The following is a 19,862-nucleotide window of genomic DNA, read 5'->3' as shown; positions in this document are numbered from 1 at the left end:
CTCCTGCGGCCCTCGCGGTCCGGCGCGGTCCGTTCCGGATGTCGGGCTGTCCCCGGCCGTCCCGGCCGCGGGGCACGCCCGTGCGGTCCCGGGCAACTCCGTGAGCGTATCGGCTCGTCAACAAGCCCGACGCGATCACGTCACATCCGGGTCAAGAGCAGGCCAAAGCCATGGTGCCGGCCCCGTCGGCCGCGCTATCAACATGGGAGCAGGGCCGCCGACTGACGGCCCGGAACACGGGGGGACCTCCTATGAGCAGCATCCGCACCGGCAAGCGCACGTGGACACTCGCCGCCCTCGCGGCGGTCGGCGCACTGACCCTCACCGCCTGCAACGACGACAGCGGGGCCGACACGGCGGTCAGCACTCCGCCGCCGGCCGCCGCCCCGACGACCCCGTCGGCCGCCGCGAGCACGCCCGCCGCCAAGCCGACCACCCCGGCGGCCGCGAGCACGCCCGCAGGCACCCCGGCCGGCGCGCCCACCAGCGTCCCCGCCCCCGCCGCCGGCGGCGGTACGGATGCCACCCCGGGGCAGACCTTCAAGATCGGCCAGCCCGCCCAGGTGCAGTTCACCTCCGGCAGCACCAAGGGCGTCATCGCCCTGTCCGTCAGCGCCATCGAGGCCGGCGACCCGACCGACCTGGACGCGCTCAAGCTGGGCGACAAGGTGAAGGGCCTGGTCCCGTACTACGTGCGCTACACGATCACCAACACCGGCACCACCGACCTGTCCTTCACCAGCGTGGACCACATGAAGGGCCTGCTGCCGGACGGCAGCGAGGCCCAGGAGCTGATGATCATCAGCGGCTTCGCCAAGTGCGCGAGCCCCTCGCTGCCGAAGGGCTTCACCAACGGCCAGACCGCCCAGGGCTGCGCCGTCGCCCTCGCCCCGACGGCCACCAAGGTCTCGGGCGCCGAGTACTGGGGATCCCCGTACAGCCTCGGCAAGGGCGCCATCTTCTGGAAGTAGCGGTGCAGGGTGGGGGTGCCGGTCCCGGCACCCCCACCCGCCTGTACTGGCCGCGGCGGCCCGCTGCGGCATCCCGCCGGGTCCCCGGGGTACCGTCCCCCCATGAACGAGTCCCACCGCCCGTCGCCCCGCCAGGGTGCGGCGGCAGTCCGCTCCATCCGGGCCCGGTACGCCCGCAGCTACCGGCTGCGCGTCGCCGCGCTGTTCGCGGGGGTCGCCCGCGACGGGCTCCTCGCCGCCTTCAAGGCCGTCTCGAAGGCGTCCCGCCGCTCCGACCCGGGCGGCGCCGACTCCTGACCGCGCGCCGCGGCCCCCGGAGAGCCGGCTACCCGGGGGAGTCGGCTACCCGGGGGAGGCGGCCGCGGCCCGGACGTGGAGGGCCAGGGTCAGCAGATCGCGGTCCCGGAAGTACCGCACCGCGTCGTCCTGGTGGGCCGTGGCGGTCTGACGGTCCCCGAGCGCGGTGATACAGCTCTCCAGGACTTCCCGCTCTTCCGGCTGCAGCGGGCCGCCACTGGCCAGACAGGCGCCGGCGCACTGTCCGACGCGGACCGCGACCGGGTCGCCCGGCGGGAGCAGGCCCGGCTTGCCGCTCCAGAACCCGACGGCGTGCAGCGCGCCCGCCCGGGGGTCCGCGTGCCACCGGCCGGTGCTGGTGTGCGGGTTCCGGTCCCGCACCCGCGGAGTACGCCGCCCGCCCCGCAGCTTCTCCTGACGGCGCATCGCCCCGTAGGCCCGGACCTCCTGCGTCTGCGCGTCCCGGCTGGCTTCCAGCACGGCCATGGCACGCATGAGGGCCGTCTCGTCCCGGCGGAAGTCACCGGCCTGGGAGGCGAGAAGGCCCAGGGTGGCGTGGAAGCCGATCGGCCGGTAGAGCTGTACGCAGGAGCGCAGCATCGACACCCGCAGCCCCAGCGGGAGGGACGGGTCGCGGACCTTGCGGGCGAAGGTGTTGAAGCTCACCACGACAGGCTACGGCCCGTGCCCGCCCTGCCTGTTGCGGCCCCGTCGGCCTGGCTCGCCGCAGACCGACCGGTGGGGCATTGTGGCAGAACGGCTCCTGCGCAGGTCAATTTCGGGCCGGAATCGAACCGATGTAGTGAACTTCCGCAAGCAATCCCGGGCACTGCGGGCCCGGTCGGCGATCCTGTCCCGCGCCCCGGCCCTCGGCCGAAGCGTCGCTGACCTGCGGGATTCCCGATCATGCGGCGACGAGGCCGGCCGTCACGGAGGGAGGAGCGGCCTCCGGGCCTTATTGCACCGGTCGTTGGCGATTCCTACCTTCACTGTCATGAGTATTCCCACGGAGCCCATCGGCAGCATCCCGCGTCCCCGCGCCCTCCAGGAAGCCCTGGCGGAACACGCCGAAGGCCGCCTGAGCGCAGCAGATCTGACGAAGATTCAGGCCCAGGCGACGGCCGAAACCCTCGACACACTGGAGGCGCTGGGCTGTACCGTCCTGGTGGACGGCGAGCAGAGCAAGCCCAGTTTCGTCACCTACCCCCTCGCCGGGCTGGCCACGCTCGACCCGAGCGGCGCCGTCATCCCCTTCGCCGACGGCCACACCAGGCAGCTGCCCGTGCTGACCGAGGGCCCCTTCCGCTACCAGGTCGGCGCCCACAGCTTCCTGCGCGACGCGCAGCGGCACACCGACCGGCCCGTCAAGCAGGCCGTCATCGCGCCCTCCGCCCTGAGCCTGCTCTACCCGGCCGACGGCATCGCCGGCTACTCGCGCGAGGCCTTCCTGGCCGACCTGGCCGACGAGGCCGAGGCCGACATCCGGGGCTGCCTGGACGCCGGCGCGCACAGCGTCCAACTCGACTTCACCGAGGGCCGGTTGTCCCTCAAGCTGGACCCGTCCGGCGGCCTGCTCGACCAGTTCGTCAGCCTCAACAACGAGGTGCTCGGCCGGTTCAGCGAGGAGGAGCGGGCCCGCCTGGGGGTGCACACCTGCCCCGGCGGGGACCACGACTCCACCCACAGCCTGGACGTCGACTACGCCCAGCTGCTGCCCAAGCTCTTCGAGTTGAGGGTCGGCAACTTCTACGTCCAGCTGGCCAGTGAGCTGGACCCGGACCGCGTGCTGGGTATCATCGCCGACCAACTGCGCCCGGGCATCCGGGTGTTCGTCGGGGTGACCGACCCGATCGACCCCGTCGTCGAGTCGGCGGAGGAGGTGCGCGACCGGGTGCTGCGGGCGGCCCGCTACATCCCGGTCGACCAGCTGGGCACCACGGACGACTGCGGGTTCTCGCCCTTCGCCGACGACAACTCCACCTCCCGCGACACGGCCTTCGCCAAGATCGGGGCGCGGGTGCGGGGCACCGCCCTGGCCGGGGAGGCGCTCGGCCTGTGACCCACGGGGCGGGCGGCGGCCGCGGCAGGCGGCCGCCGCCCACCCCCGGGATGCGGAGCCCCGCGGGCCACGCTCCGGGGTCTTCTTCGTTTCCAGGGGCGAGCTGCGGTCAGACGGAGCCGAACTCCCCGGCGGCAACGCCCTGAACGAAGGCGGACCAAGCGGCGGGGGAGAACCCCAACTCCGGGCCGCTCCGGTCCTTGCTGTCTCGGACCGGGACGACCTGTTCGGCTTGGGCGACGTTGGTGGCGACTTCGATGCACTGCCCGCCGTCGCCCTGAGAGTACGAAGCCGTCTTCCACTCGCGCGGGGGGCGCCAGCTGACGGCAATGGGACTGGTTGGAGTCACGTTGACTAGCTCCCTCATGACGCTCGTGATGAATCGGGCGGAGTCCTGGGCGGACAGGGCCTCTGCCCGAAGCCGATCATAGGCCCGGATGTGCTTCTCTATGGTCGGCGGATCGTTGACCGCATGCCCCCGACTCATGCTCTCCGAGTACGCCCAGCGTTCGCCGTCCGGTAGCTCCAGCAACGTGAAACCGCCTGTCGCACCAGTCTTCTCGCCCAGCTCGAACGGTGCCACCTGGATCACTATGTTCGGGTAGCGCCGGGGAACGTTGATCAGGTGTTGCAGTTGCTCACGCATGACGAGCCTGCCACCCACGCGTTGACGAATCACGGCTTCGTCCAGGACGACCACCAGGAACGGGCCCGAGGCAGCGAGGAACCTTGCTTGACGGCCGACGCGTGCTGATACCCCACGCTCAATGGCGTCTTCGCCGTCGTGGGGCTTGGCGAAACGGAACAGCGCCCGCGTGTACGCCGGGATCTGGAGAAGGCCGGATACGCGGTCGGTGCTGTACTCGCGAACCTGGGTTGCCCGCGCTTCAAGTCCAGCGAAGAACTTGAACCAGTCCGGGTGGTCGGGCGCAGTAGTCCAGTCGACGTCATCCCAGGCGGCCACGAGCTGCCCGCCGGTATCAAGCAGCACGTCGCACCGTTCGGCGAAGTCTCTGGGTGGCTGCCTCTCCAGTGACTCGAACTTGCGCACGTAGCTGTCGTCAAGGTTGAGGGCCCGTGACAGCGCGGCCCCGGAGTTGTAGCCGGCACTGAGCCGCACGTTCTGAAGTAGCCACGCCCATGCCTCTGGGGTGAGCGTTCGCCTTGCTGCCGGTCGTCCTGCCATGCCGTCCGCCATTCAGGACAGGGAATCCTGTCTCGCATCCCATTCAGGACAGTAGATCTGTCGTGCTGTCAGGTATACCGCTCCGACTACCCGGTGTCGTTGGCTGGTTACCGCACAGCAATGACGGAAGGTGGCAGCGGTGGGAACCATCTACACCCCGAAGCGGTACGAACGGGTGCGTGACGGGCGAAGCGGTCGCGTCGGTGAGTACATGTGCACGTACGCCGGATCGGTCCACCTGCGACCGCCCGGCGGCGGGTGCGAGTGGACCACTGACCCGGACCGGATCGAGCCCCTGAAGCCCGGTCTCGACCTTGAGCCGGCGGACCCGTCCGGGGCGCCTCCTCGACCGGCGCTGTGATGCGTGGCCGGTTCGGTGCAGCACTGATGAAAGGCGCAACAGCACCCCTCAGGAAGGCGCGGTAGTGACCCCCACAAACTCTTCCACCTGCCCGTGCGGCAGACCGGTCCATCTGACCGGAACCGCTACCGACGGCGATGTGCTCGACTGGGTCTGTGAGTGCCGACGCTTCGGCATCGTGCTCCCGCCGTGCTACCAGGCCAAGCACCCCGATGAGTCGCCGGTTATGGTCTGCGGCTGGAAGCGGCCGGCGGCTGCAGAGGTGGCCGCGTGAAACCCGCGGGGCCGCCGGTGTCCGGCGGCCCCGGTGGGGTGTCAGGGCCGGGGTGCGGCCTCGGTGAAGTAGCCGAAGAGGTCGGCGATGACGTCGGTGGAGCCGACGTGGTTGTAGATGTCCGTCCTGCCGTCGGCGTCGACCGGGGTGGTGACGTGGTTGGGGATGGTCGCGCCGCGCAGCAGGTTGAGGTTGCTGGTGCCCGGGCGGGGGGCGCCGTGGGCGTGGACGGTGAGGTAGCTGTCCTCGGTGGTGTTGGTGGCGGTGACGTTGAGGACGGCCGCGCTGGCGCCCGCCGGGATGCCGGACACCACGGTGGTGCTGTCCGGGCCCGGCTTGGCGAAGGGGCTGGTGCGGGTGTCGGTCAGGCGGACCGGCACGGTCGGGGTGAACCGGGCCCGGCCGTCGGGGGCGTAGTAGCCGAAGACGTCCAGGATGGCGTGGGTGGTCCCGTTGTGGTTGTAGACGTTGACGGTGCCGTCCGGGCCGACGGGGACGATGACCTGGTTGGACTTGTCCTTGCCCGGTTCGGGGTTCAGGTTGGAGCTGACCGGCTTGGCGGCGCCGCCGGCGAACACCTTGAGGTGGGTGTCGGCGGTGGTCTCGGTGCTGGTCAGGTTGAGGACCACGGAGGTGGCGTTCGCCGGGACGCCGCCGACGCCGGCGACCTTCACCGCCCGGGTCTCGCCCGCGCCGAGCCGGGCGCTCTGGCGGGTGTCGACCAGCCGGGTCGGCGCCAGCGGGGTGAACAGGTCGCCGCCGCCGGGCCGGTAGAAGCCGACGACGTCGATGATCACCTCCGCGCTGCCCGCGTTGAGCAGGGTGCTGATCTGGTGGGCCCTGCCGACCGGCACGGTGACCAGGTTGGAGGAGGTGCGCCCGGCCGCCAGGTTCACGTTGGAGGTGGTGGGGCGGGCCTGCCCGGTCGGCCAGACGCTGAGGTGGGTGTCCGTACTGGGGTCGGTGACGGTCACGTTGAGCACGACGGTGGAGATGTCCGCCGGCACGTCGACGGCACCGGGCGTGAGGCCGGTGGGGATGGTGAACGGCACCTCCCGCCCGGCCGTCAGCTCCAGGGAGGGATTCTCACGGGTGTCCACCAGCCGGTACGGCTCCCGGCGCAGGAAGCCGGCCGGGGTGTAGGCGGCCCGGTAGGGGCGGGTGACGGTGCTGGTGCGGCCGGCGTCGTCGGTGACCGTCACCGTGACGGTGTAGTCGCCCGGCGCGGCGTACCAGTGGACGACGGGGTCCGGCTTGGTGCGGGTGTCGGAGGTCCCGTCGCCGTAGTCCACCACGACCTTGGTCACGGACCACGGCGAGACGGTGCCGGACGGGTCGACCCGCACGCCCAGCGGGGAGGCGTCGCTCTGGTCGAAGCCCGGGACGTGCGGCGCGACCGAGGCGGCGGCGGTCAGCGGGCCGGGGGCGGTGGCCTCCACCTGCGCGGGCGGGGCCGCGAACGTCCGGCCCCAGTCCGTCAGCACGGTGACGGTCGGGCGGAAGTCCCCGGTCCGGGCGTAGGTGTGCTTGACGACCGGTGAGCCCGAGGTGACCGGCGGGGTGCCGTCGCCGAAGTCGAAGCGGTAGGAGAGCGCCGACGTCGGCCAGTGGGGCGCGGTGCCGGTGTCCGCCCGCAGGGTGATCTCGGTTCCGTACGGGGCCCGGGGCCGGTCGGGCCACAGGCCGACGGTCATCGTCTCCTGGCTCTCCGTCGCCCCGCGGTCGTGGTAGCCGAGTCCGGTCCCGGTGTTGGGCCTGCCGGGATCGTCGGCCGGGTGGGCGGCCGGGACGAAGCCGGGCGCGCTCTCGTCCGCCGAGTCGGCGGCGGCCCAGGACAGGTCCTCGCCCCAGGTCGGCAGCACCAGGTCGTGGCCGCCGGCCCGGCCGCCGGTCGCCGCCTCCAGCGACTGCGCCGTCTGGTGGCGGGCGCCGGCCCAGGAGTACGGGGTGCCGTTGCTGAACCGCGTGAAGAACGGCGCCACGGTGTTGTAGCCCGCGCGGGTGCCCTCCGCCGACGCGGCGGAGACCACGATCTCCGCGCCGTTCGGGTCGGGGCAGCTGAAGGGCGCGGCCGGGGAGTAGTGGTTGCGCACCACGTTGTTGAACACGCTCGACCCGGCGGAGTTCCCGGCGAGCTCGATGCCCGCCGCGCAGGAGTCGGCGACGGTGTTGTTGGTGACCGCGGTGCCGGGCGAGTCGGTCGCCCGGACCGAGCCGGCCACGGTGCGCACGACCGTGACCCGGCTGGAGCCGGTGATCTCGACGGCCTTGGCGTTCATCGACTCCACGACGACGTCGTGCACGCCGGCCAGCCGCACGCCGCCCCCCGCGGCGCCGCCGACCGCGGCCAGGCCTCGGATCGTGATGGGCCGCCCCGGCTCCCCGGACCGGGTGACCGCGGCGCCGTCGGCCTCGAACACCGACCGCGCGACCTCGACGGTCTGGCCCGGCAGGGCGGCCGCCGCAGCGGAGGTGACGGAGCAGAAGGGCTTCGCCCCGGTGCCAGGGCCGGAGTCCGAGCACCCCGGGTCCCACGCGTCGACCCGCAGCACGCCGGGGGCCTCCTCGGCGACCGCGGGAGAGGCGAGGGGTATGCCGCCGAGCACGGAGACGAGACCCGCGGTCAGCAGGCCCGTCGTACGGGATGGGCGCACTCGCGCTCCTCCGGGGAGATGGGGAAGGCGGCCCGTGGCCGAATGCCTCGGCTGAGCGGCGTGCCCGGGGACCGGCCCGCGTTCGGTCGCAGGCAGAGCGATTATGACGAAGCGCCCGCCGCCTGCCGCAACCGCCCCCCCCGCGGAGCGGACGCCGCCGCGACGCGGGTGACGCATGATCGGCCTGCCACCGGCCGCCCGGCCTCGCAGCCCGCCCGGCCCGCCGATCGGCGGGCGCCGCGCCGTCCGGCCCGCACGCCGCCGGATGTGATCCGGGACACACCGTGTCACAGGTTCGCTCCGGCCGGTGCCTTGTGGGCGTAACCCCGAGCGAACGGAGCAGGGACCATGACGAAGCACAGTGGCAGCCGGACCGAGGTCCTCGTGATCGGCGGCGGGTACGCCGGAGTCCTCGCGGCGAACCGCCTGACCAGCCGTGACGACGTGGCCGTGACCCTCGTCAACCCGCGTCCGGCGTTCGTCGAGCGCCTGCGCCTGCACCAGCTGGTGGCCGGGTCCGACGACGCGGTCGTCGACTACCGGGACGTCCTGAGCGAGCGGGTCACGCTCGTGGTCGACACCGCGACCGGGATCGACCGCCAGGCGCGCACCGTCTCGCTGGCCGACGGCAGCATCCTCGGGTACGACCACCTGGTCTACGCGGTCGGCAGCCGCAGCGGCGTGCCGCAGGTGCCCGGCGCCGACGCGTTCGCCTACCCGATCGCCACCCTGGAGGAGGCCGAGCGGCTGCGCGAGGCGGTGGCCGCCGCGCCCGCCACCGCACCGCTGACGGTCGTCGGTGGCGGCGCCACCGGCATCGAGACCGCGGCCGAACTCGCCGAGGCGGGCCGCACCGTCACCCTCGTCTGCGGGGGGCAGCTCGGCCCCTACCTGCACCCGCGCGGCCGCCGCTTCGTCGCCAGGCGCCTGGCGGCCCTCGGCGTGAGCGTCCTCGAAGGCCCCGGCACCAGGGCGGCATCCGTCACGGCCGACGCCGTGCACCTCGCCGACGGCCGCGAGGTACGCGGCCACCTGACGATCTGGGCCGCCGGCTTCGGCGTACCCGACCTGGCCGCCCGCAGCGGCCTCAGCACCGACGACACCGGCCGCCTGATCACCGACGAGACCCTGACCAGCATCGACGACGACCGCATCGTCGCCGCCGGCGACGCGGCCGCACCCTCGGGCCTCGCCTACCGGATGGGCTGCCAGTCCGCCGTCCAACTCGGCCCGCACGCCGCCGACGCCGTGCTGCGTCGGATCGGGGGAGGGCGGCCCGAAGCCGTCAGCATCGCCTTCGCCGGGCTGTGCGTCAGCCTCGGCCGCGGCGCCGGCATCTTCCAGTTCGCGCGCAAGGACGACACCGCCGTGCGGTTCCACCTCGGCGGCCGCCCGGGCGCGCGGCTGAAGGAGTTCGTCGTCTCCCACACCGTCAAGCAGCTCTCCGACGAGGCGCGCAAGCCCGGCGTCCGCGTCCTGAAGGCCAAGGACGACGCCCGGCAGCAGCGCGTCCGGGCCGCCGCACCCGCGCCGGTGTCCTAGTGCCGCGTCAGGCAACCTTCGCCCCGTCGCGACGCCCGGCACGCACTCTCGCCGCACCGGCCGAAAGCCCAAGTACGTCCAGTACGAGGGCTTCCGGCCGGCACGCCGATAGCACGCACCGGACGCCGCTCCTTGACGGGCAAAAGTTGCCTGATGCGGCACTAGCCGACGCCCGGAGCGGGCGGCCGGGTGCCGCCCGCTCCGCCCCGCCGGGGCAACCGGCGGCTGCCGCTCAGGCCTCCTTGACCACCACGGTCTTGGCCGCCTTGTCGTGGAAGCACTGCTGCAGCGGCTTGTCCCAGAGCAGCGACAGGACGTTCACCAGGGAGAACAGCGAACCGATGCAGTAGACCGCCTGGGGCAGCCCGTACACCGCGCTGCGGGCCCAGAGCTCGTTGTCGGAGGGGCGACCGCCGTGCAGCGCCGAGACCACCCGCAGCTTCATCACCTTCTTGCCGACGGTCTGCTGGCCCTGGCTGAGCATCATCACCGCCTCGTAGCCGAAGACGACCACGGCGCCGATGACGGCCCCCAGGATCGAGCCGACCGCGGTCGCCACGGCGAACTGGACCACGATCAACGGGATCAGCAGCACGCCGAAGTCGATCAGACGGGCCAGGAACCGGTCGACGGGAGGGGCTAGGGTGGGGCTGCCCGGCTGCGGCGGGCCGTAGGGGCCCGCCGGGCCCGGCGAGCCCGGCCACGGCGGGAGTTGGCCGTCGGCCTGGGGGTATCCGGCCTGGGGGTATCCGGGCTGCTGGTAGCCGGCCTGCGGCGGGTAGCCGGCGCCGGGCGTCGGGTCGTACGGGCCCTGCGGGGCACCGTAGCCCGGCTGGGCACCGTAGCCCGGCGCGGCGCCGTAGCCCGGCTGGGCCGGCGGAGGCTGCTTGCCGTAGGGGTCCTGGTCCGACGGGTGGCCGTAGCCGGGAGGCGGGTTCGTCATCGTTCTGCTCGTCTCGTAGAGGCTTGTCCCTCGGGTCTAGCGGTTCCGGTGATCCCTGAGGAAGTACCCGGGGCGAACCGTTACGTGAACAGCGGGGAAGCGTTGCCCGGTCACGGCGCGGCCCACCCGCGGGCAGGGCGGCGCCTGCCCTGATCGCGGACGAAGGGCGCCGGATAGGGTGCCCCCATGGACAGCGCCATCACCACCCCCAAGGATCTGGTCCACGGCTTCATGCTCCAGGTGCGCTCCGGCGCGCACCCCGAGCGGGCGGAGCTGTTCATGGCGGACCGGGTGCTCGCCCACCAGCAGCAGGCCGAGAACCGCTACTCCGTCGAGCGGACGCCCGGGCAGTACGCCGAGCACGTACGGGAGATGCGCGCCGCGTACGGGGAGTTCGCACTGACCGTCGAGGAGATCCTGGCGGACGGCGACCGGGTCTACGTCCGCTGGGTGCAGGACGGGCACCACCTCGCCGAGGTCGACGGCCACCCCCCGACCGGCGCACCGCTGCGGGAGATCGCCAGCGCGGTGTACCGGGTCGCGGACGGGCGGATCGTCGAGTACTGGATCCAGATCGACCGCCACGGCCTCACCGCCCAACTCCGCCAGCCCGCCACGGAGTAGAACGCCCACGCGACGGGCCCGGCCCGCATGGTGCGGACCGGGCCCGGGCGGTGGTGCGTCCGCATCGACGGGACGCGCAGTACGGGTCTAGGGAGTGCTCTCCCCGGGGCGGGCCCTGCTCATCTTCGCCGCCCTGGCCTGCGCCCAGCGCAGCAGCAGGACCGCGACCACCACCGCCATCAGCGCGGCCTTGCCGACCGGCACGAGCGCTCCGCCGCGCAGCGCCGAGGAGAACATCGGCGTCAGCGCCGCCACGCCCACGGCGGGCCCGGCCGCGTACCAGGCGGCGAACAGCAGCGGGCCCGTCCCGCCGCCCGCGCCCTGGGCCGGGGAGAACATCAGGTCCTTGCGCAGCACCCCGCGGCAGGCGTTCACCAGCCCCGCCGCGACCAGCGCCGGCGCGGCGGCCGGCGCGAGCCAGGCCGCCGGGCCCGCGCCCGCCGCCAGCAGCGCCCCGGCGCAGGCCAGCCCCAGCAGGACCCCGGCCAGCGCCGGAACGATCGCGTGACGCAGCATCAGGGCGGCGAACGGATACGGCGACCAGGAGGCCCGCCGGACATCGTCCGTCTCGATCCGGGCCGGCTCCAGCAACTGCGCGACGGCCAGGTAGCCGAACGTCAGCGCGACGGCGGTGGCCAGCCAGGACAGCCAGCCCCCGGCGCCGTGCGCGAGGACGGCGCAGAGCAGCGCGGGCACCGCCAGCACCACCGCGCGACCCAGCCGCGCGGGGGAGCGGAGCAGGGCGAGGGTGTCGCGCCACGGCACCACCAGCCAGGCCCGCCGGGGCGCCGGCAGCCGCAGCCGGCGCTGCCGGGCGCTGCCGTTGGCGCTGTTCACCGCCAGCCGCGCGCTGCGCAGCTCGACCGTCCGGAGCGCGGCCAGCACCCCGGCGGCGGTCCTGGCCCGCTCCCGCAGCCGGGCCAGCGGCACCGTCGCGGCGGCCCGGTCGGCGAGCACCAGGGCGGCACCGGTCGACACCAGCAGCAGCGCGGCGGCCACCCAGCCGCCCGCCACGGCGGCCGGGGTCGGCGCCAGCGCGGCGATCGCGGCCCAGCCCCACGGCCCCGACCACATTTCGACCAGCTCCAGCCAGCGCACCGGGTGACCGGCCACGGCCAGCGCGCTCTGCCCCGCCAGCGCGATGATCAACAGGGTCAGGTACGGAGTGAGCCGGCGCACCCAGCGGGCGGCGCGGTCGCTGCGCTCCACCACCAGCGCGGCGCAGGTGGCCAGGAGCGGCACGCAGAGCCCCCCGAGCAGGCACCAGCCGAGCGCGGCCGGCAGGCCGGCCCGAACGGTCAGCCCGAGCGCGACCATGCCGCCGACCGCCGCCACCAGACCGGGGAACGCGGCCACGGCGCAGGACAGCCAGAACCACGGCCGGAGCACCGGGCGGGGCCGGACGGGGTGGATCAGCAGCCAGTCGGCCGCCGCCCGGGGCGGCACCACCGGGCCGCGCCACAGGCCGTCCCGGACCAGCAGGAGGAAGGTGGCCAGCCCGATCGCGGTGATACCGGCGGGCATCGCGGCGAGCAGGTCGCCGCCGTGGCCGGTGTAGTCGGCGCCCATGGACGCCTGCAGGAACAGGCCGAGGCTGGGCACGCCGCCCCAGATGATCAGGATGAGGACCACGCAGTAGACGGCGAAGCCGACCGACTTGGCGCGGTTGCGCCGGTGGGGGGCGCGCAGGGCGCGGAGCAGGGCGAGTGTCTCGTCGGTCCAGTCGTCGTCGTCCGTCCAGCCGTCGCCGGTCGAGCCGTCGTCGGTCCGGTCGTCGTCCGCACGGTCGCTGCCGGTCCGGTCGTCGTCCGTCCGGGCCTCGGCGGCGGGATCGGCCTTCGGGGGAGGCGCGGCGGTCACCGGGCACCCGCCGAGCCCGCGGCGGCGCGGGCCGCGAAATCCGCCGCCAGTACCTTGCGGGTCGCGCCCTGCTTGAGGATCTTGCCGTCCTCCAGCACCACCACCCGGTCGGCCACGTCCAGGGCGAGGTCGGTGTGGTGGGTGACCAGCAGCACCGCGACGCCGTCGGCCAGCTCGGCCTTCAACAGGTCGGCGAGGTGCCGGCGGGCGTCCGGGTCGAGCCGCTGCTCGGGCTCGTCCAGCAGCAGCAGATCGCGCGGTCGCACCAGCGCGCAGGCCAGCAGCAGGGCCTGCATCTGTCCGGAGGAGAGGGCCGAGGGCAGCGCGTCGGCCCGTGCGGTGAGCATCCGGCTGTCCAGCACCTGGGAGACCCAGTCGGGCGCATCGGCGACCCCGTGCGCGACCGCGACCAGCAGCAGGTGCTCGCGGACGGTCAGGTCGGGGTAGCAGGCGACGGTGTCGCCGACCACCGCCACCCGGGCCCGGACCCGGGGGTCGTTCTCGTCCATCGGAATGCCGTCGAAGACCACGGTGCCCTTGCTGGGGGCGTCGCGTCCGGCCGCGACCCTGAGCAGGGTCGACTTGCCCGATCCGTTGTGTCCGAGCAGCGCCACGCACTCTCCGGCGGCCAGCGACAGGCTCACGGGGTGCAGCACCTCCCGCTCGCCGTACGAGCGGCTGACGCCGGTCAGCTGCAGCAGGGGCTTGCGGGCCGCGGCACGTGGTTCGGCGGCGTTCTTGGCCATGGGGGAGGGAGCCTCTCAACGGGGTGTCCGGCCACAGTACCGATCCGCGGGCGGCCACCCGGGTGAGGGTGACGGCCGCCGACTTGCGGCCGTGCGCCACCGGGCCGCGCGCCACCCCGACCGGCACCCCCGGCCCGGCCGGGATGCTCCGATCCGGTGGTTCCACCGCTGCGGGGTCGAACGTGGTGTGAAGGATCGGGCCGCATGGTTTCCGCAGGTCCGGGGGCCGGTATGCAGGCTGTCATCGCCGCCACGACACAGGGGAGAGACCTGCCGATGAGTACTTCGGAGCGCTACGCACGCGCGTGGGAGGGCTTCTGGGCCGAGAACTCGGGCGAGCCCGGCGAGCCGTTCTGGGACGCGGACGCGACGCTGACGGCGGCCCCGCACACCGCACTGCTCGCGGCCCACGCCGACCGCACGCTGCCGATCGTCGACCTCGGCTGCGGCAACGGCACCCAGACCCGCTACCTGGCCGGACACTTCCCGCGCGCGGTGGGCGTCGACCTGTCCGCCTCGGCCGTGGCACACGCCCGCCGGGCGGACCGCGACACGGTGGCCGAGTTCGAGCAGCTCGACCTCACCGACCTGGCGGGGGTGCGCAGACTCGGCGACCGCCTCGGCGAGGCCAACGTCTACCTGCGGGCCGTGCTCCACCAGAGCGACCCGGCCGACCGGGCGCCGGTCGCGGCCGCCGTCGCCCTGCTGCTCGGCCGGCGCGGCCGGGGCTTCGTGGTCGAGCCGACCGCCGCCGCCAAGGCGGTGCTCCAACAGGTCGCCGAACAGCCCGACGGCCCGCCGGAGAAGCTCCGACAGGTCCGCAAGCACCAGCTGCGCCCGGCCGAGGTCGCCCCGGGGGAGGTGCCCGGACTGCTGCGCGGCGCCGGGTTGGAGATCCTCGACCAGGGCGGGACCGACCTCGCGATGAGCGCGCGCCACCCGGACGGCACCCGGGTCGCGCTGCCGGCCCACTGGTTCGTGGTCGCCGCGCCGGACAGCAGCGGGCCGGGGAGCTGAGCGCCGGGGAGCTGAGCGTCCCCCTGGCAGCGGGCCGGTCACCAGCCGTCCCAGTGCAGGACCTGCTCGCGCGGGATCCGCCGCGCGGGGCGGAAGTCGGTGCCGACGGTGTACGCGACCGGGATGAAGGCGGCCTGCATGACCTCCTGGTACGGGATGCCGAGCGCCTGCGCGAACTCCCGCTCCAGCGGCAGGTTCCCGGTCGTCCACACGGTGCCCAGGCCGCGCTCGCGGGCGGCCAGCATAAAGCTCCACGCGGCGGGCAGGATCGACCCCCAGGTACCGGCCTGGTGGGTGACGGAGAGACCCTCCGTGCGTCCCTCCACGCAGGGGATGACGTAGGCGGGCACCTCGTGCAGATGCCGGTACAGGTGCTCGACGCCCGTGTACACCCGCTCCATCACGCCCGGCGCGACCTCGGCCCGGCGCACGTCCCGGGCGGGCAGCGGCTGGTGGGCCTCCGGGACGCCCAGACTCGCCCGCCACAGGTCGGCGAGGACGGCCCGGCGGGCCGGGTCGGTGACGATGACGAAGTGCCAGCGCTGCCGGTTGCGGCCGGTGGGCGCCTGGACGGCGAGGTCGACGCACTCCTCCAGCAGCGCGCGGGGCACCGGCCGGGTGAGGTCGAGCCGGTGGCGGACGGCCCTGGTGGTGGACAGCAGGGTGTCGGAAGCGAGACCGAGGTTCATGCGTTGAGCCTCGTACGGCCCGGACGGGGACGGGAAGTCCGGGCTTCCACTGAGTGGAATCCACTCGGCGGAATCCGATGTGATCCGACGAGCGGCATCCGACGGGGATCCGACGAGGCGACAGGGGCGGGAAGTTGGGCGAGAGCGTGGCGGGGCGGCTCTTCTCGGTACTGGACGCCTTCGAGGACGGCGGCCCGGCGGCGTTGCGGCTCACCGACATCGCCGCCCGCACGGGACTCCCGGCGCCGACGGCGCTGCGCCTGGTGCGGGAGCTGGTGGCGTGGGGCGGTCTGGAGCGGGGCGCGGACGGCAGGTACCGGCTGGGGCTCCGGCTGCGGGTTCTCGGCGCGGCGGCACCCTGCCCGCGCGGGCTCCTCGACGCGGCGCTCCCCGCGCTGCGGGCGCTGGGCGCCCGGACCGGCGGTCACGCCGATCTGGCGGTGCCCTCCGCCCCGCCCGCCGGCGGGGTGCTGTGCCTGGTGAGCGGGGAGCGGCCGCCACCGCACGCGACGGCGTACGGGAAGGTGCTGCTCGCCGTCCCGCCGGCGCAGCTGCCCCGGCACACCCGGCACACGGTGGTCTCCCCGGGCCTCCTCGCCGACCAGCTCGCCCGGATCCGGGCGGCGGGTCTCGCGGTCTGCGCCGAGGAGTTCCGGCTGGGCGAGGTGTCGGTGGCCGCTCCGGTGCGGGGCCCGGCGGGGACGGTCGCCGCACTGGGCGTGACCGTCCCCACCGGCGTACCCCTGGACCGGGTGGCGGCGGCGGTCCGGGCGGCGGCCACGCGGGTACGGCCCCCGCAGCCGCCGTCGCAGTTGCCGTCGCCGTGACGCCGACCACGCCGTGACGCCGACCACCGGGCGCCACCGGTGAGCGCGGGCGGCCCGCCCTCGACTACCCTCCCCCCTCGTGGACGATCACCCCGAGCCCCCGACCCTGCGCGTCTTCGTGGCACTGGCTCCACCCGACGACGCCAAGGACGAACTGGCCCGGGCCCTGCAGCCCGCCTACGCCCTGTACCCGCGGCTGCGGTGGAACCGGATCGAGGACTGGCACATCACCCTGGCCTTCCTCGGTGAACTGCCGTCCACGGCGGTGCCGCGGCTGCGGTCGGCGCTGGCCGGTCCGACGGCGTCGCACCCCGCCCTGCAACTGGGCCTGCGCGGCGGCGGCCACTTCGACCAGCGACTGCTGTGGAGCGGGATCGACGGGGACCTGGAGGGACTGCACGAACTCGCCTCCGACGTCCGGGACGTGGTCAGGTCCTGCGGCATCCAGTTCAGGGACCGCCCGCTGCACCCCCATCTGACCCTGGCACGATCCCGCCGCGACGACCCCGCCAGCGTCCCGCAGGCCGCGGCCGGGCTCACCGGGTTCACGGGCCGGCCGTGGCCGGCCGAACGCCTCCACCTGGTCGGCAGCAACATCGGCCGCGGCCCCGGACCGATCCGCTACCGCGACATCGAGGCGTGGCGGTTCGGTACCGCCGCCCGGGCCGCAGGAGGCACCGGCACGGCCGCCGACCCGCGGCCGCGGTGACCGGGGGACCATGTTGAGTTCAACGGGGCTCCGGGTACGAGCTCCCGCCCCCCGGAGGGCGGGAGCTTCGAAGGCCGCGCCCTACGCCCGCACGTCCACGGTGAAGGTGCGGCCGAGCATCTCGGGTGTCTTGTCGGCCGAGGGGTGCGGGTCGTCCCCGTACCTGCTGCGCAGCGTGATCGTCGCCTGGCCCGGATTCCCGGCCCGGAAGACGAAGTAGTAGTGGCCGCCCGAGGCGAGCACGTTGTCGTAGTGGCCGGAGACGAGGCCGAGGTTGTCGACGAACTCCTCGCCCGCGGCCCGGACCGTGCCCGCGTCCGGGCCGGGGGCGGCCGTGTGCCAGATGTCGCCCCAGGACGGGTAGGCGCCGACCTCGATCGAGAACAGCTGCCCGGGCTTGACGGTGAGCTGTCCCGAGGTGGCGGTGAACACCTTGCCGTGGTCGAGCCTGCCCCGGGTCAGCAGATGGACTCCCACCGCCCCCGCCGCGACCACGACGACCAGCACGGCGGCCACCGCCAGCAGGATCCGACGCTTCGTCACGACGTCGCCTCCCGGGTGGTCACCCGCAGGGCCAGGACGGCTGCGGCCGCGTCCAGCCAGCGGGCGACCAGGAGGTCCCCCGCGGGGTCCTGGACGACCATCGCGGCCGCCTCCAGCCACCTGCGGGCCACCGGCGCCGCCGGGCCGGGCAGTGGTTCGGGCAGGGCCGCCGCGTAGCGGGTGCCGCCTGCCCTGACGACCTCGCCGAGGAAGACCAGGGCGCGCGGCAGCACGCCCAGCCGGTCGGCGGTGATGGCGGCGGCCACCGCGCCGTCCCCGAACAGGGTCGAGCGGTGCGCCCCCTTCGAGGGCAGGCCGAAACGCAACAGGATCTCGATGTCGAGCGCGGCCAGCCGGCTGTCGCTCATGGACTGCGGTGTGCTCACAGGGGCCTCACTTGGGGAGCTGGACGTGGTCGGCGACGGGCATGCCGCCACCCGCGGCGGCACCCTCCATGTGGTTGTTGACGAAGTCGCTCTCGCTGACCCAGACGGTGTATCCCCAGGGGTTGTAGATCTCCAGCTGGTCGCCGCGGTGGCCGATGATCATCATCTGGTGGCCGTCCGGCTTGAACCAGGTGTCCTCCTTGACGCCGACCGGCACCGGCTTGCCCTGGTCCACGGCCGCCTCGACCTGGGCCAGCACGTTGCGGCGCTGTTCGGCGTCGTCGTCCAGGTCCACGGTGTGGTAGCTCGCGCCGGTGTGCTTGGCGATCTCGGCGTTGGCCATGTCCTTGGACTCGTAGTTGTACCGGCCGTCCGCGATGAACTCGTGCCACGACCCCTCCGAGTCGTAGACCCGGTTCGTCTCCTTGTCCCAACGGTCCTTCGCGGCCTGGCCGTTGTCGAACTTCGGGTCGCCGGGGTGGCCGCCGGTGGTGAGCTGGAAGGCGAACAGCGGGTCGACCATCGCCCGGGCGGTGACCGTCGAGGCGGCCACGCAGGTCGGGTGCTGGCCCTGGTTCCAGGCGACGCCCCCGTAGCCGGTGCCGGCCTGGTCGGTGGAGAGGGAGTCGATCTGCACCGGGGAGATCCGCTGGGCGAGCCAGTTCGGGTCGTCGCCGTGCTCGTGGATCTGCGCGCCGAAGGCCTTGACCTCGTCGTAACTGTGCCCGGCGGCCAGCGCCTTCATCAGGTAGGCGCGCTCCTCGGGGGACTTCGCGCCGGCCAGCAGCTGGTCGAAGCGGGCCCGGTCGGCGTCGCTCATCCCGTCCATGAACTGGCCGGCCCGGGTCACGTCGTTGGGGGTGAGTATCGCGCCCGCCTTGTCGGAGCCGGCCACCGAGGCGTCGACGAGGACCAGCTTGTCGGCCGCGCCGAGCCCCTTGTTCTTGAACTTGCCGGCCAGTGCCTTGCCCGCCAGCCCGTTCAGCTCCCGGGCCGCGGCGCGACCGGCGTCCTCGGCCTTCACCGCCGCGTCGTGCATCGACTTGATGCCGTCCTTGGCCTTGGCGTGGGCCGTGTGCATCGAGTCGTCGTCCCAGTGCACCGGGTCGGGTGCGCCGCCGACGGTGATCTCGTGCAGCAGCCTGAGCGCCTCCCGCAGCGGGGCGTCGCCCTGGCCGTGCTTCGTCTGCGCCTCGCTGAGGGCGCCGGCCAGCGTCTTGAGGTGGTCGTGGCCCTTGGCCAGGGTCTCGCGGCAGCGCTGGAGGTCGTCGGCGGAGGCCTTGACGACCTCGACGGCCTTCTCGCCGACCTGGCCGGTCCAGGCATCCGGGAGCCGCTCGGAGGCGGTCCGGGCGACGTCCAGCTGGACCTGGTCGAGTTGGGTGCCCGCGTTGTGGTACGCGGCGGCCAGCTCGCCGAGCCTGCCCGGGTCGCCCTTGGGCGCGTCGAGCTGAAGGGCGTCGTGCACCGCGTACTTGAGGTCGCCGGCCCCCCACATGCCGTGCGACTTGTCGATGGTCTGCTTGAGCCGCTCGACCTGCTGCCGGTGGTTGCCCGGGTCGATGCCGAGCGGGTATGCGCCGTGGTCGGGCATCGGTCACCGCCCCTGGAAGTGCTGGGAGACGTGCTGGTCGCTGCTGCCGTAGTTGGCGGCGGTCGTCCTGACCTTGTCGCCGAGGTCGTGCAGCGCGTCGGTGTTGACGCCCAACTCGTCCTGCCAGGCGGACCAGAAGGCCTTCGCCGCGTCCGGCGCGCCGTACGGCCCGAAGGTGTCCTCGCCGGACATGCTCAGCTTGCCCAGGGCGTCGCGGATCGTCGCCACGTCCTTGCCTGCGGCGGTCAGCTTGTCTGCCGCCGAATCCAGCTTCTCCGGATGGGCGGTGAAGCCCGTCCCCGTGCTGTCGGTCAATGTCCTGCCCCCGTTTCACTCACGGCCCGTCAAGGCCGCCGCACAGCATAGCCGCAGCTCGGGGGCGGTACGGCCGCCCGAGCGGGCCTGTTACGACACTGTCGAGAGGCAGTCGGCGGTCTGTGGCGCGGCACCGGTGCGGGACCGGTGTGGGACCGGTGTGGGACCTGTCGGCGTCTCGGTTCCCGGGCCCGGACGGCGATCCCCGGGGGCCGGACGGCGATCCCCCGGGGCGGGCACGCCGGGGGTCCGGACGGCACCGGGC

19 protein-coding genes are annotated in these 19,862 nt (G+C 73.8%); 8 read left to right on the top strand and 11 right to left on the bottom strand.

All coding sequences use genetic code 11. The features are described 5' to 3' along the window. Nucleotides 1–251: 251 nt before the first annotated feature. Nucleotides 252–971 (top strand): hypothetical protein, encoded by a 720-nt coding sequence (locus tag ACFVVX_RS33335; protein ID WP_387951197.1) that lies wholly within the window; start codon nucleotides 252–254, stop codon nucleotides 969–971. Nucleotides 972–1,073: 102 nt separating this feature from the next. Further along, nucleotides 1,074–1,268 carry a hypothetical protein gene (locus ACFVVX_RS33330; protein WP_387951196.1) on the top strand — a complete coding sequence of 65 codons (195 nt, stop codon included), beginning with the start codon at nucleotides 1,074–1,076 and terminating at the stop codon, nucleotides 1,266–1,268. A 45-nt stretch (nucleotides 1,269–1,313) separates the two neighbouring features. Here ACFVVX_RS33330 and ACFVVX_RS33325 read toward each other — a convergent pair whose 3' ends face one another. After that, nucleotides 1,314–1,934, bottom strand: a complete 621-nt coding sequence (locus tag ACFVVX_RS33325; RefSeq protein WP_387951194.1) for a hypothetical protein — start codon at nucleotides 1,932–1,934, stop codon at nucleotides 1,314–1,316. 328 nt (nucleotides 1,935–2,262) lie between these two features. Between ACFVVX_RS33325 and ACFVVX_RS33320 the strand changes: the two genes are divergently transcribed. Continuing rightward, the gene (locus ACFVVX_RS33320; RefSeq protein WP_387951193.1) at nucleotides 2,263–3,327 is read left to right on the top strand and encodes a cobalamin-independent methionine synthase II family protein; all 1,065 of its coding nucleotides are present in this window, start codon (nucleotides 2,263–2,265) and stop codon (nucleotides 3,325–3,327) included. Nucleotides 3,328–3,436: 109 nt separating this feature from the next. Here the strand turns inward: ACFVVX_RS33320 and ACFVVX_RS33315 are convergent, their stop codons facing one another. Then, a complete protein-coding gene (locus ACFVVX_RS33315; protein ID WP_387951192.1) occupies nucleotides 3,437–4,525 on the bottom strand; it encodes a DUF397 domain-containing protein in 1,089 nt (362 codons plus the stop codon). Nucleotides 4,526–5,189: 664 nt separating this feature from the next. Then, complete coding sequence (locus ACFVVX_RS33310; RefSeq protein WP_387951190.1) at nucleotides 5,190–7,802, bottom strand: PKD domain-containing protein; 2,613 nt, start codon at nucleotides 7,800–7,802, stop codon at nucleotides 5,190–5,192. 348 nt (nucleotides 7,803–8,150) lie between these two features. Here ACFVVX_RS33310 and ACFVVX_RS33305 point away from each other — a divergent pair, with 348 nt between their 5' ends. Beyond that, nucleotides 8,151–9,344, top strand: a complete 1,194-nt coding sequence (locus tag ACFVVX_RS33305) for an NAD(P)/FAD-dependent oxidoreductase (RefSeq protein WP_387951188.1) — start codon at nucleotides 8,151–8,153, stop codon at nucleotides 9,342–9,344. 232 nt (nucleotides 9,345–9,576) lie between these two features. Here the strand turns inward: ACFVVX_RS33305 and ACFVVX_RS33300 are convergent, their stop codons facing one another. Then, a complete protein-coding gene (locus ACFVVX_RS33300; RefSeq protein ID WP_387951187.1) occupies nucleotides 9,577–10,287 on the bottom strand; it encodes an RDD family protein in 711 nt (236 codons plus the stop codon). A 186-nt stretch (nucleotides 10,288–10,473) separates the two neighbouring features. On the opposite strand from ACFVVX_RS33300, the gene ACFVVX_RS33295 reads away from it, so the two are divergent. After that, on the top strand, nucleotides 10,474–10,911 hold the full coding sequence (locus ACFVVX_RS33295) for an ester cyclase (protein WP_387951186.1): 438 nt from the start codon (nucleotides 10,474–10,476) through the stop codon (nucleotides 10,909–10,911). A gap of 87 nt (nucleotides 10,912–10,998) precedes the next feature. Here ACFVVX_RS33295 and ACFVVX_RS33290 read toward each other — a convergent pair whose 3' ends face one another. Next, a complete protein-coding gene (locus ACFVVX_RS33290; RefSeq protein ID WP_387951185.1) occupies nucleotides 10,999–12,771 on the bottom strand; it encodes a hypothetical protein in 1,773 nt (590 codons plus the stop codon). Beyond that, nucleotides 12,768–13,517, bottom strand: coding sequence for an ABC transporter ATP-binding protein (locus tag ACFVVX_RS33285; RefSeq protein WP_387951183.1), 750 nt, complete (start codon nucleotides 13,515–13,517; stop codon nucleotides 12,768–12,770). Before ACFVVX_RS33285 ends, ACFVVX_RS33290 begins: the two co-directional genes overlap by 4 nt. Before the next feature lie 276 nt (nucleotides 13,518–13,793). On the opposite strand from ACFVVX_RS33285, the gene ACFVVX_RS33280 reads away from it, so the two are divergent. Next, a complete protein-coding gene (locus ACFVVX_RS33280) occupies nucleotides 13,794–14,534 on the top strand; it encodes a class I SAM-dependent methyltransferase (protein ID WP_387951182.1) in 741 nt (246 codons plus the stop codon). 38 nt (nucleotides 14,535–14,572) lie between these two features. On the opposite strand, the gene ACFVVX_RS33275 is transcribed toward ACFVVX_RS33280, so the two are convergent. Then, nucleotides 14,573–15,223, bottom strand: a complete 651-nt coding sequence (locus ACFVVX_RS33275; RefSeq protein WP_387951180.1) for a nitroreductase family protein — start codon at nucleotides 15,221–15,223, stop codon at nucleotides 14,573–14,575. A 134-nt stretch (nucleotides 15,224–15,357) separates the two neighbouring features. On the opposite strand from ACFVVX_RS33275, the gene ACFVVX_RS33270 reads away from it, so the two are divergent. Together ACFVVX_RS33270 and thpR are read left to right on the top strand one after the other, a co-directional pair. Continuing rightward, entirely contained in the window at nucleotides 15,358–16,050 is a 693-nt protein-coding gene (locus ACFVVX_RS33270) for an IclR family transcriptional regulator (RefSeq protein ID WP_387951178.1), read from the top strand. Between the two features lie 79 nt (nucleotides 16,051–16,129). Continuing rightward, nucleotides 16,130–16,759, top strand: coding sequence for an RNA 2',3'-cyclic phosphodiesterase (gene thpR / locus ACFVVX_RS33265; protein ID WP_387951176.1), 630 nt, complete (start codon nucleotides 16,130–16,132; stop codon nucleotides 16,757–16,759). Nucleotides 16,760–16,840: 81 nt separating this feature from the next. On the opposite strand, the gene ACFVVX_RS33260 is transcribed toward thpR, so the two are convergent. From ACFVVX_RS33260 to ACFVVX_RS33245, 4 genes are read right to left on the bottom strand one after another with little or no spacing between them, the layout of a single operon-like run. Next, nucleotides 16,841–17,302 carry a protease inhibitor I42 family protein gene (locus tag ACFVVX_RS33260; protein WP_387951175.1) on the bottom strand — a complete coding sequence of 154 codons (462 nt, stop codon included), beginning with the start codon at nucleotides 17,300–17,302 and terminating at the stop codon, nucleotides 16,841–16,843. Then, complete coding sequence (locus tag ACFVVX_RS33255; protein WP_387951173.1) at nucleotides 17,299–17,670, bottom strand: hypothetical protein; 372 nt, start codon at nucleotides 17,668–17,670, stop codon at nucleotides 17,299–17,301. The genes ACFVVX_RS33260 and ACFVVX_RS33255 overlap by 4 nt, the downstream gene beginning before the upstream one ends. Nucleotides 17,671–17,695: 25 nt before the next feature. After that, complete coding sequence (locus tag ACFVVX_RS33250) at nucleotides 17,696–19,282, bottom strand: peptidoglycan-binding protein (RefSeq protein ID WP_387951171.1); 1,587 nt, start codon at nucleotides 19,280–19,282, stop codon at nucleotides 17,696–17,698. A gap of 3 nt (nucleotides 19,283–19,285) precedes the next feature. Continuing rightward, nucleotides 19,286–19,597, bottom strand: coding sequence for a WXG100 family type VII secretion target (locus ACFVVX_RS33245; RefSeq protein ID WP_387951169.1), 312 nt, complete (start codon nucleotides 19,595–19,597; stop codon nucleotides 19,286–19,288). Nucleotides 19,598–19,862 lie beyond the last annotated feature (265 nt).

Source organism: Kitasatospora sp. NPDC058170, assembly GCF_042883905.1.
Lineage (GTDB): Bacteria > Actinomycetota > Actinomycetes > Streptomycetales > Streptomycetaceae > Kitasatospora.
This window is presented reverse-complemented; position numbering and strand designations above follow the sequence as displayed.

What these genes read in the sequence shown, in the direction of transcription:
- ACFVVX_RS33275 (WP_387951180.1), bottom strand. Translation starts at nt 15,223, where the DNA reads ATGAACCTCGGTCTCGCTTCCGACACCCTGCTGTCCACCACCAGGGCC.
- ACFVVX_RS33250 (WP_387951171.1), bottom strand. Translation starts at nt 19,282, where the DNA reads ATGCCCGACCACGGCGCATACCCGCTCGGCATCGACCCGGGCAACCAC.
- ACFVVX_RS33295 (WP_387951186.1), top strand. Translation starts at nt 10,474, where the DNA reads ATGGACAGCGCCATCACCACCCCCAAGGATCTGGTCCACGGCTTCATG.
- ACFVVX_RS33320 (WP_387951193.1), top strand. Translation starts at nt 2,263, where the DNA reads ATGAGTATTCCCACGGAGCCCATCGGCAGCATCCCGCGTCCCCGCGCC.
- ACFVVX_RS33335 (WP_387951197.1), top strand. Translation starts at nt 252, where the DNA reads ATGAGCAGCATCCGCACCGGCAAGCGCACGTGGACACTCGCCGCCCTC.
- ACFVVX_RS33255 (WP_387951173.1), bottom strand. Translation starts at nt 17,670, where the DNA reads ATGAGCGACAGCCGGCTGGCCGCGCTCGACATCGAGATCCTGTTGCGT.
- ACFVVX_RS33330 (WP_387951196.1), top strand. Translation starts at nt 1,074, where the DNA reads ATGAACGAGTCCCACCGCCCGTCGCCCCGCCAGGGTGCGGCGGCAGTC.
- ACFVVX_RS33300 (WP_387951187.1), bottom strand. Translation starts at nt 10,287, where the DNA reads ATGACGAACCCGCCTCCCGGCTACGGCCACCCGTCGGACCAGGACCCC.
- ACFVVX_RS33315 (WP_387951192.1), bottom strand. Translation starts at nt 4,525, where the DNA reads ATGGCGGACGGCATGGCAGGACGACCGGCAGCAAGGCGAACGCTCACC.
- ACFVVX_RS33305 (WP_387951188.1), top strand. Translation starts at nt 8,151, where the DNA reads ATGACGAAGCACAGTGGCAGCCGGACCGAGGTCCTCGTGATCGGCGGC.
- ACFVVX_RS33285 (WP_387951183.1), bottom strand. Translation starts at nt 13,517, where the DNA reads ATGGCCAAGAACGCCGCCGAACCACGTGCCGCGGCCCGCAAGCCCCTG.
- ACFVVX_RS33280 (WP_387951182.1), top strand. Translation starts at nt 13,794, where the DNA reads ATGAGTACTTCGGAGCGCTACGCACGCGCGTGGGAGGGCTTCTGGGCC.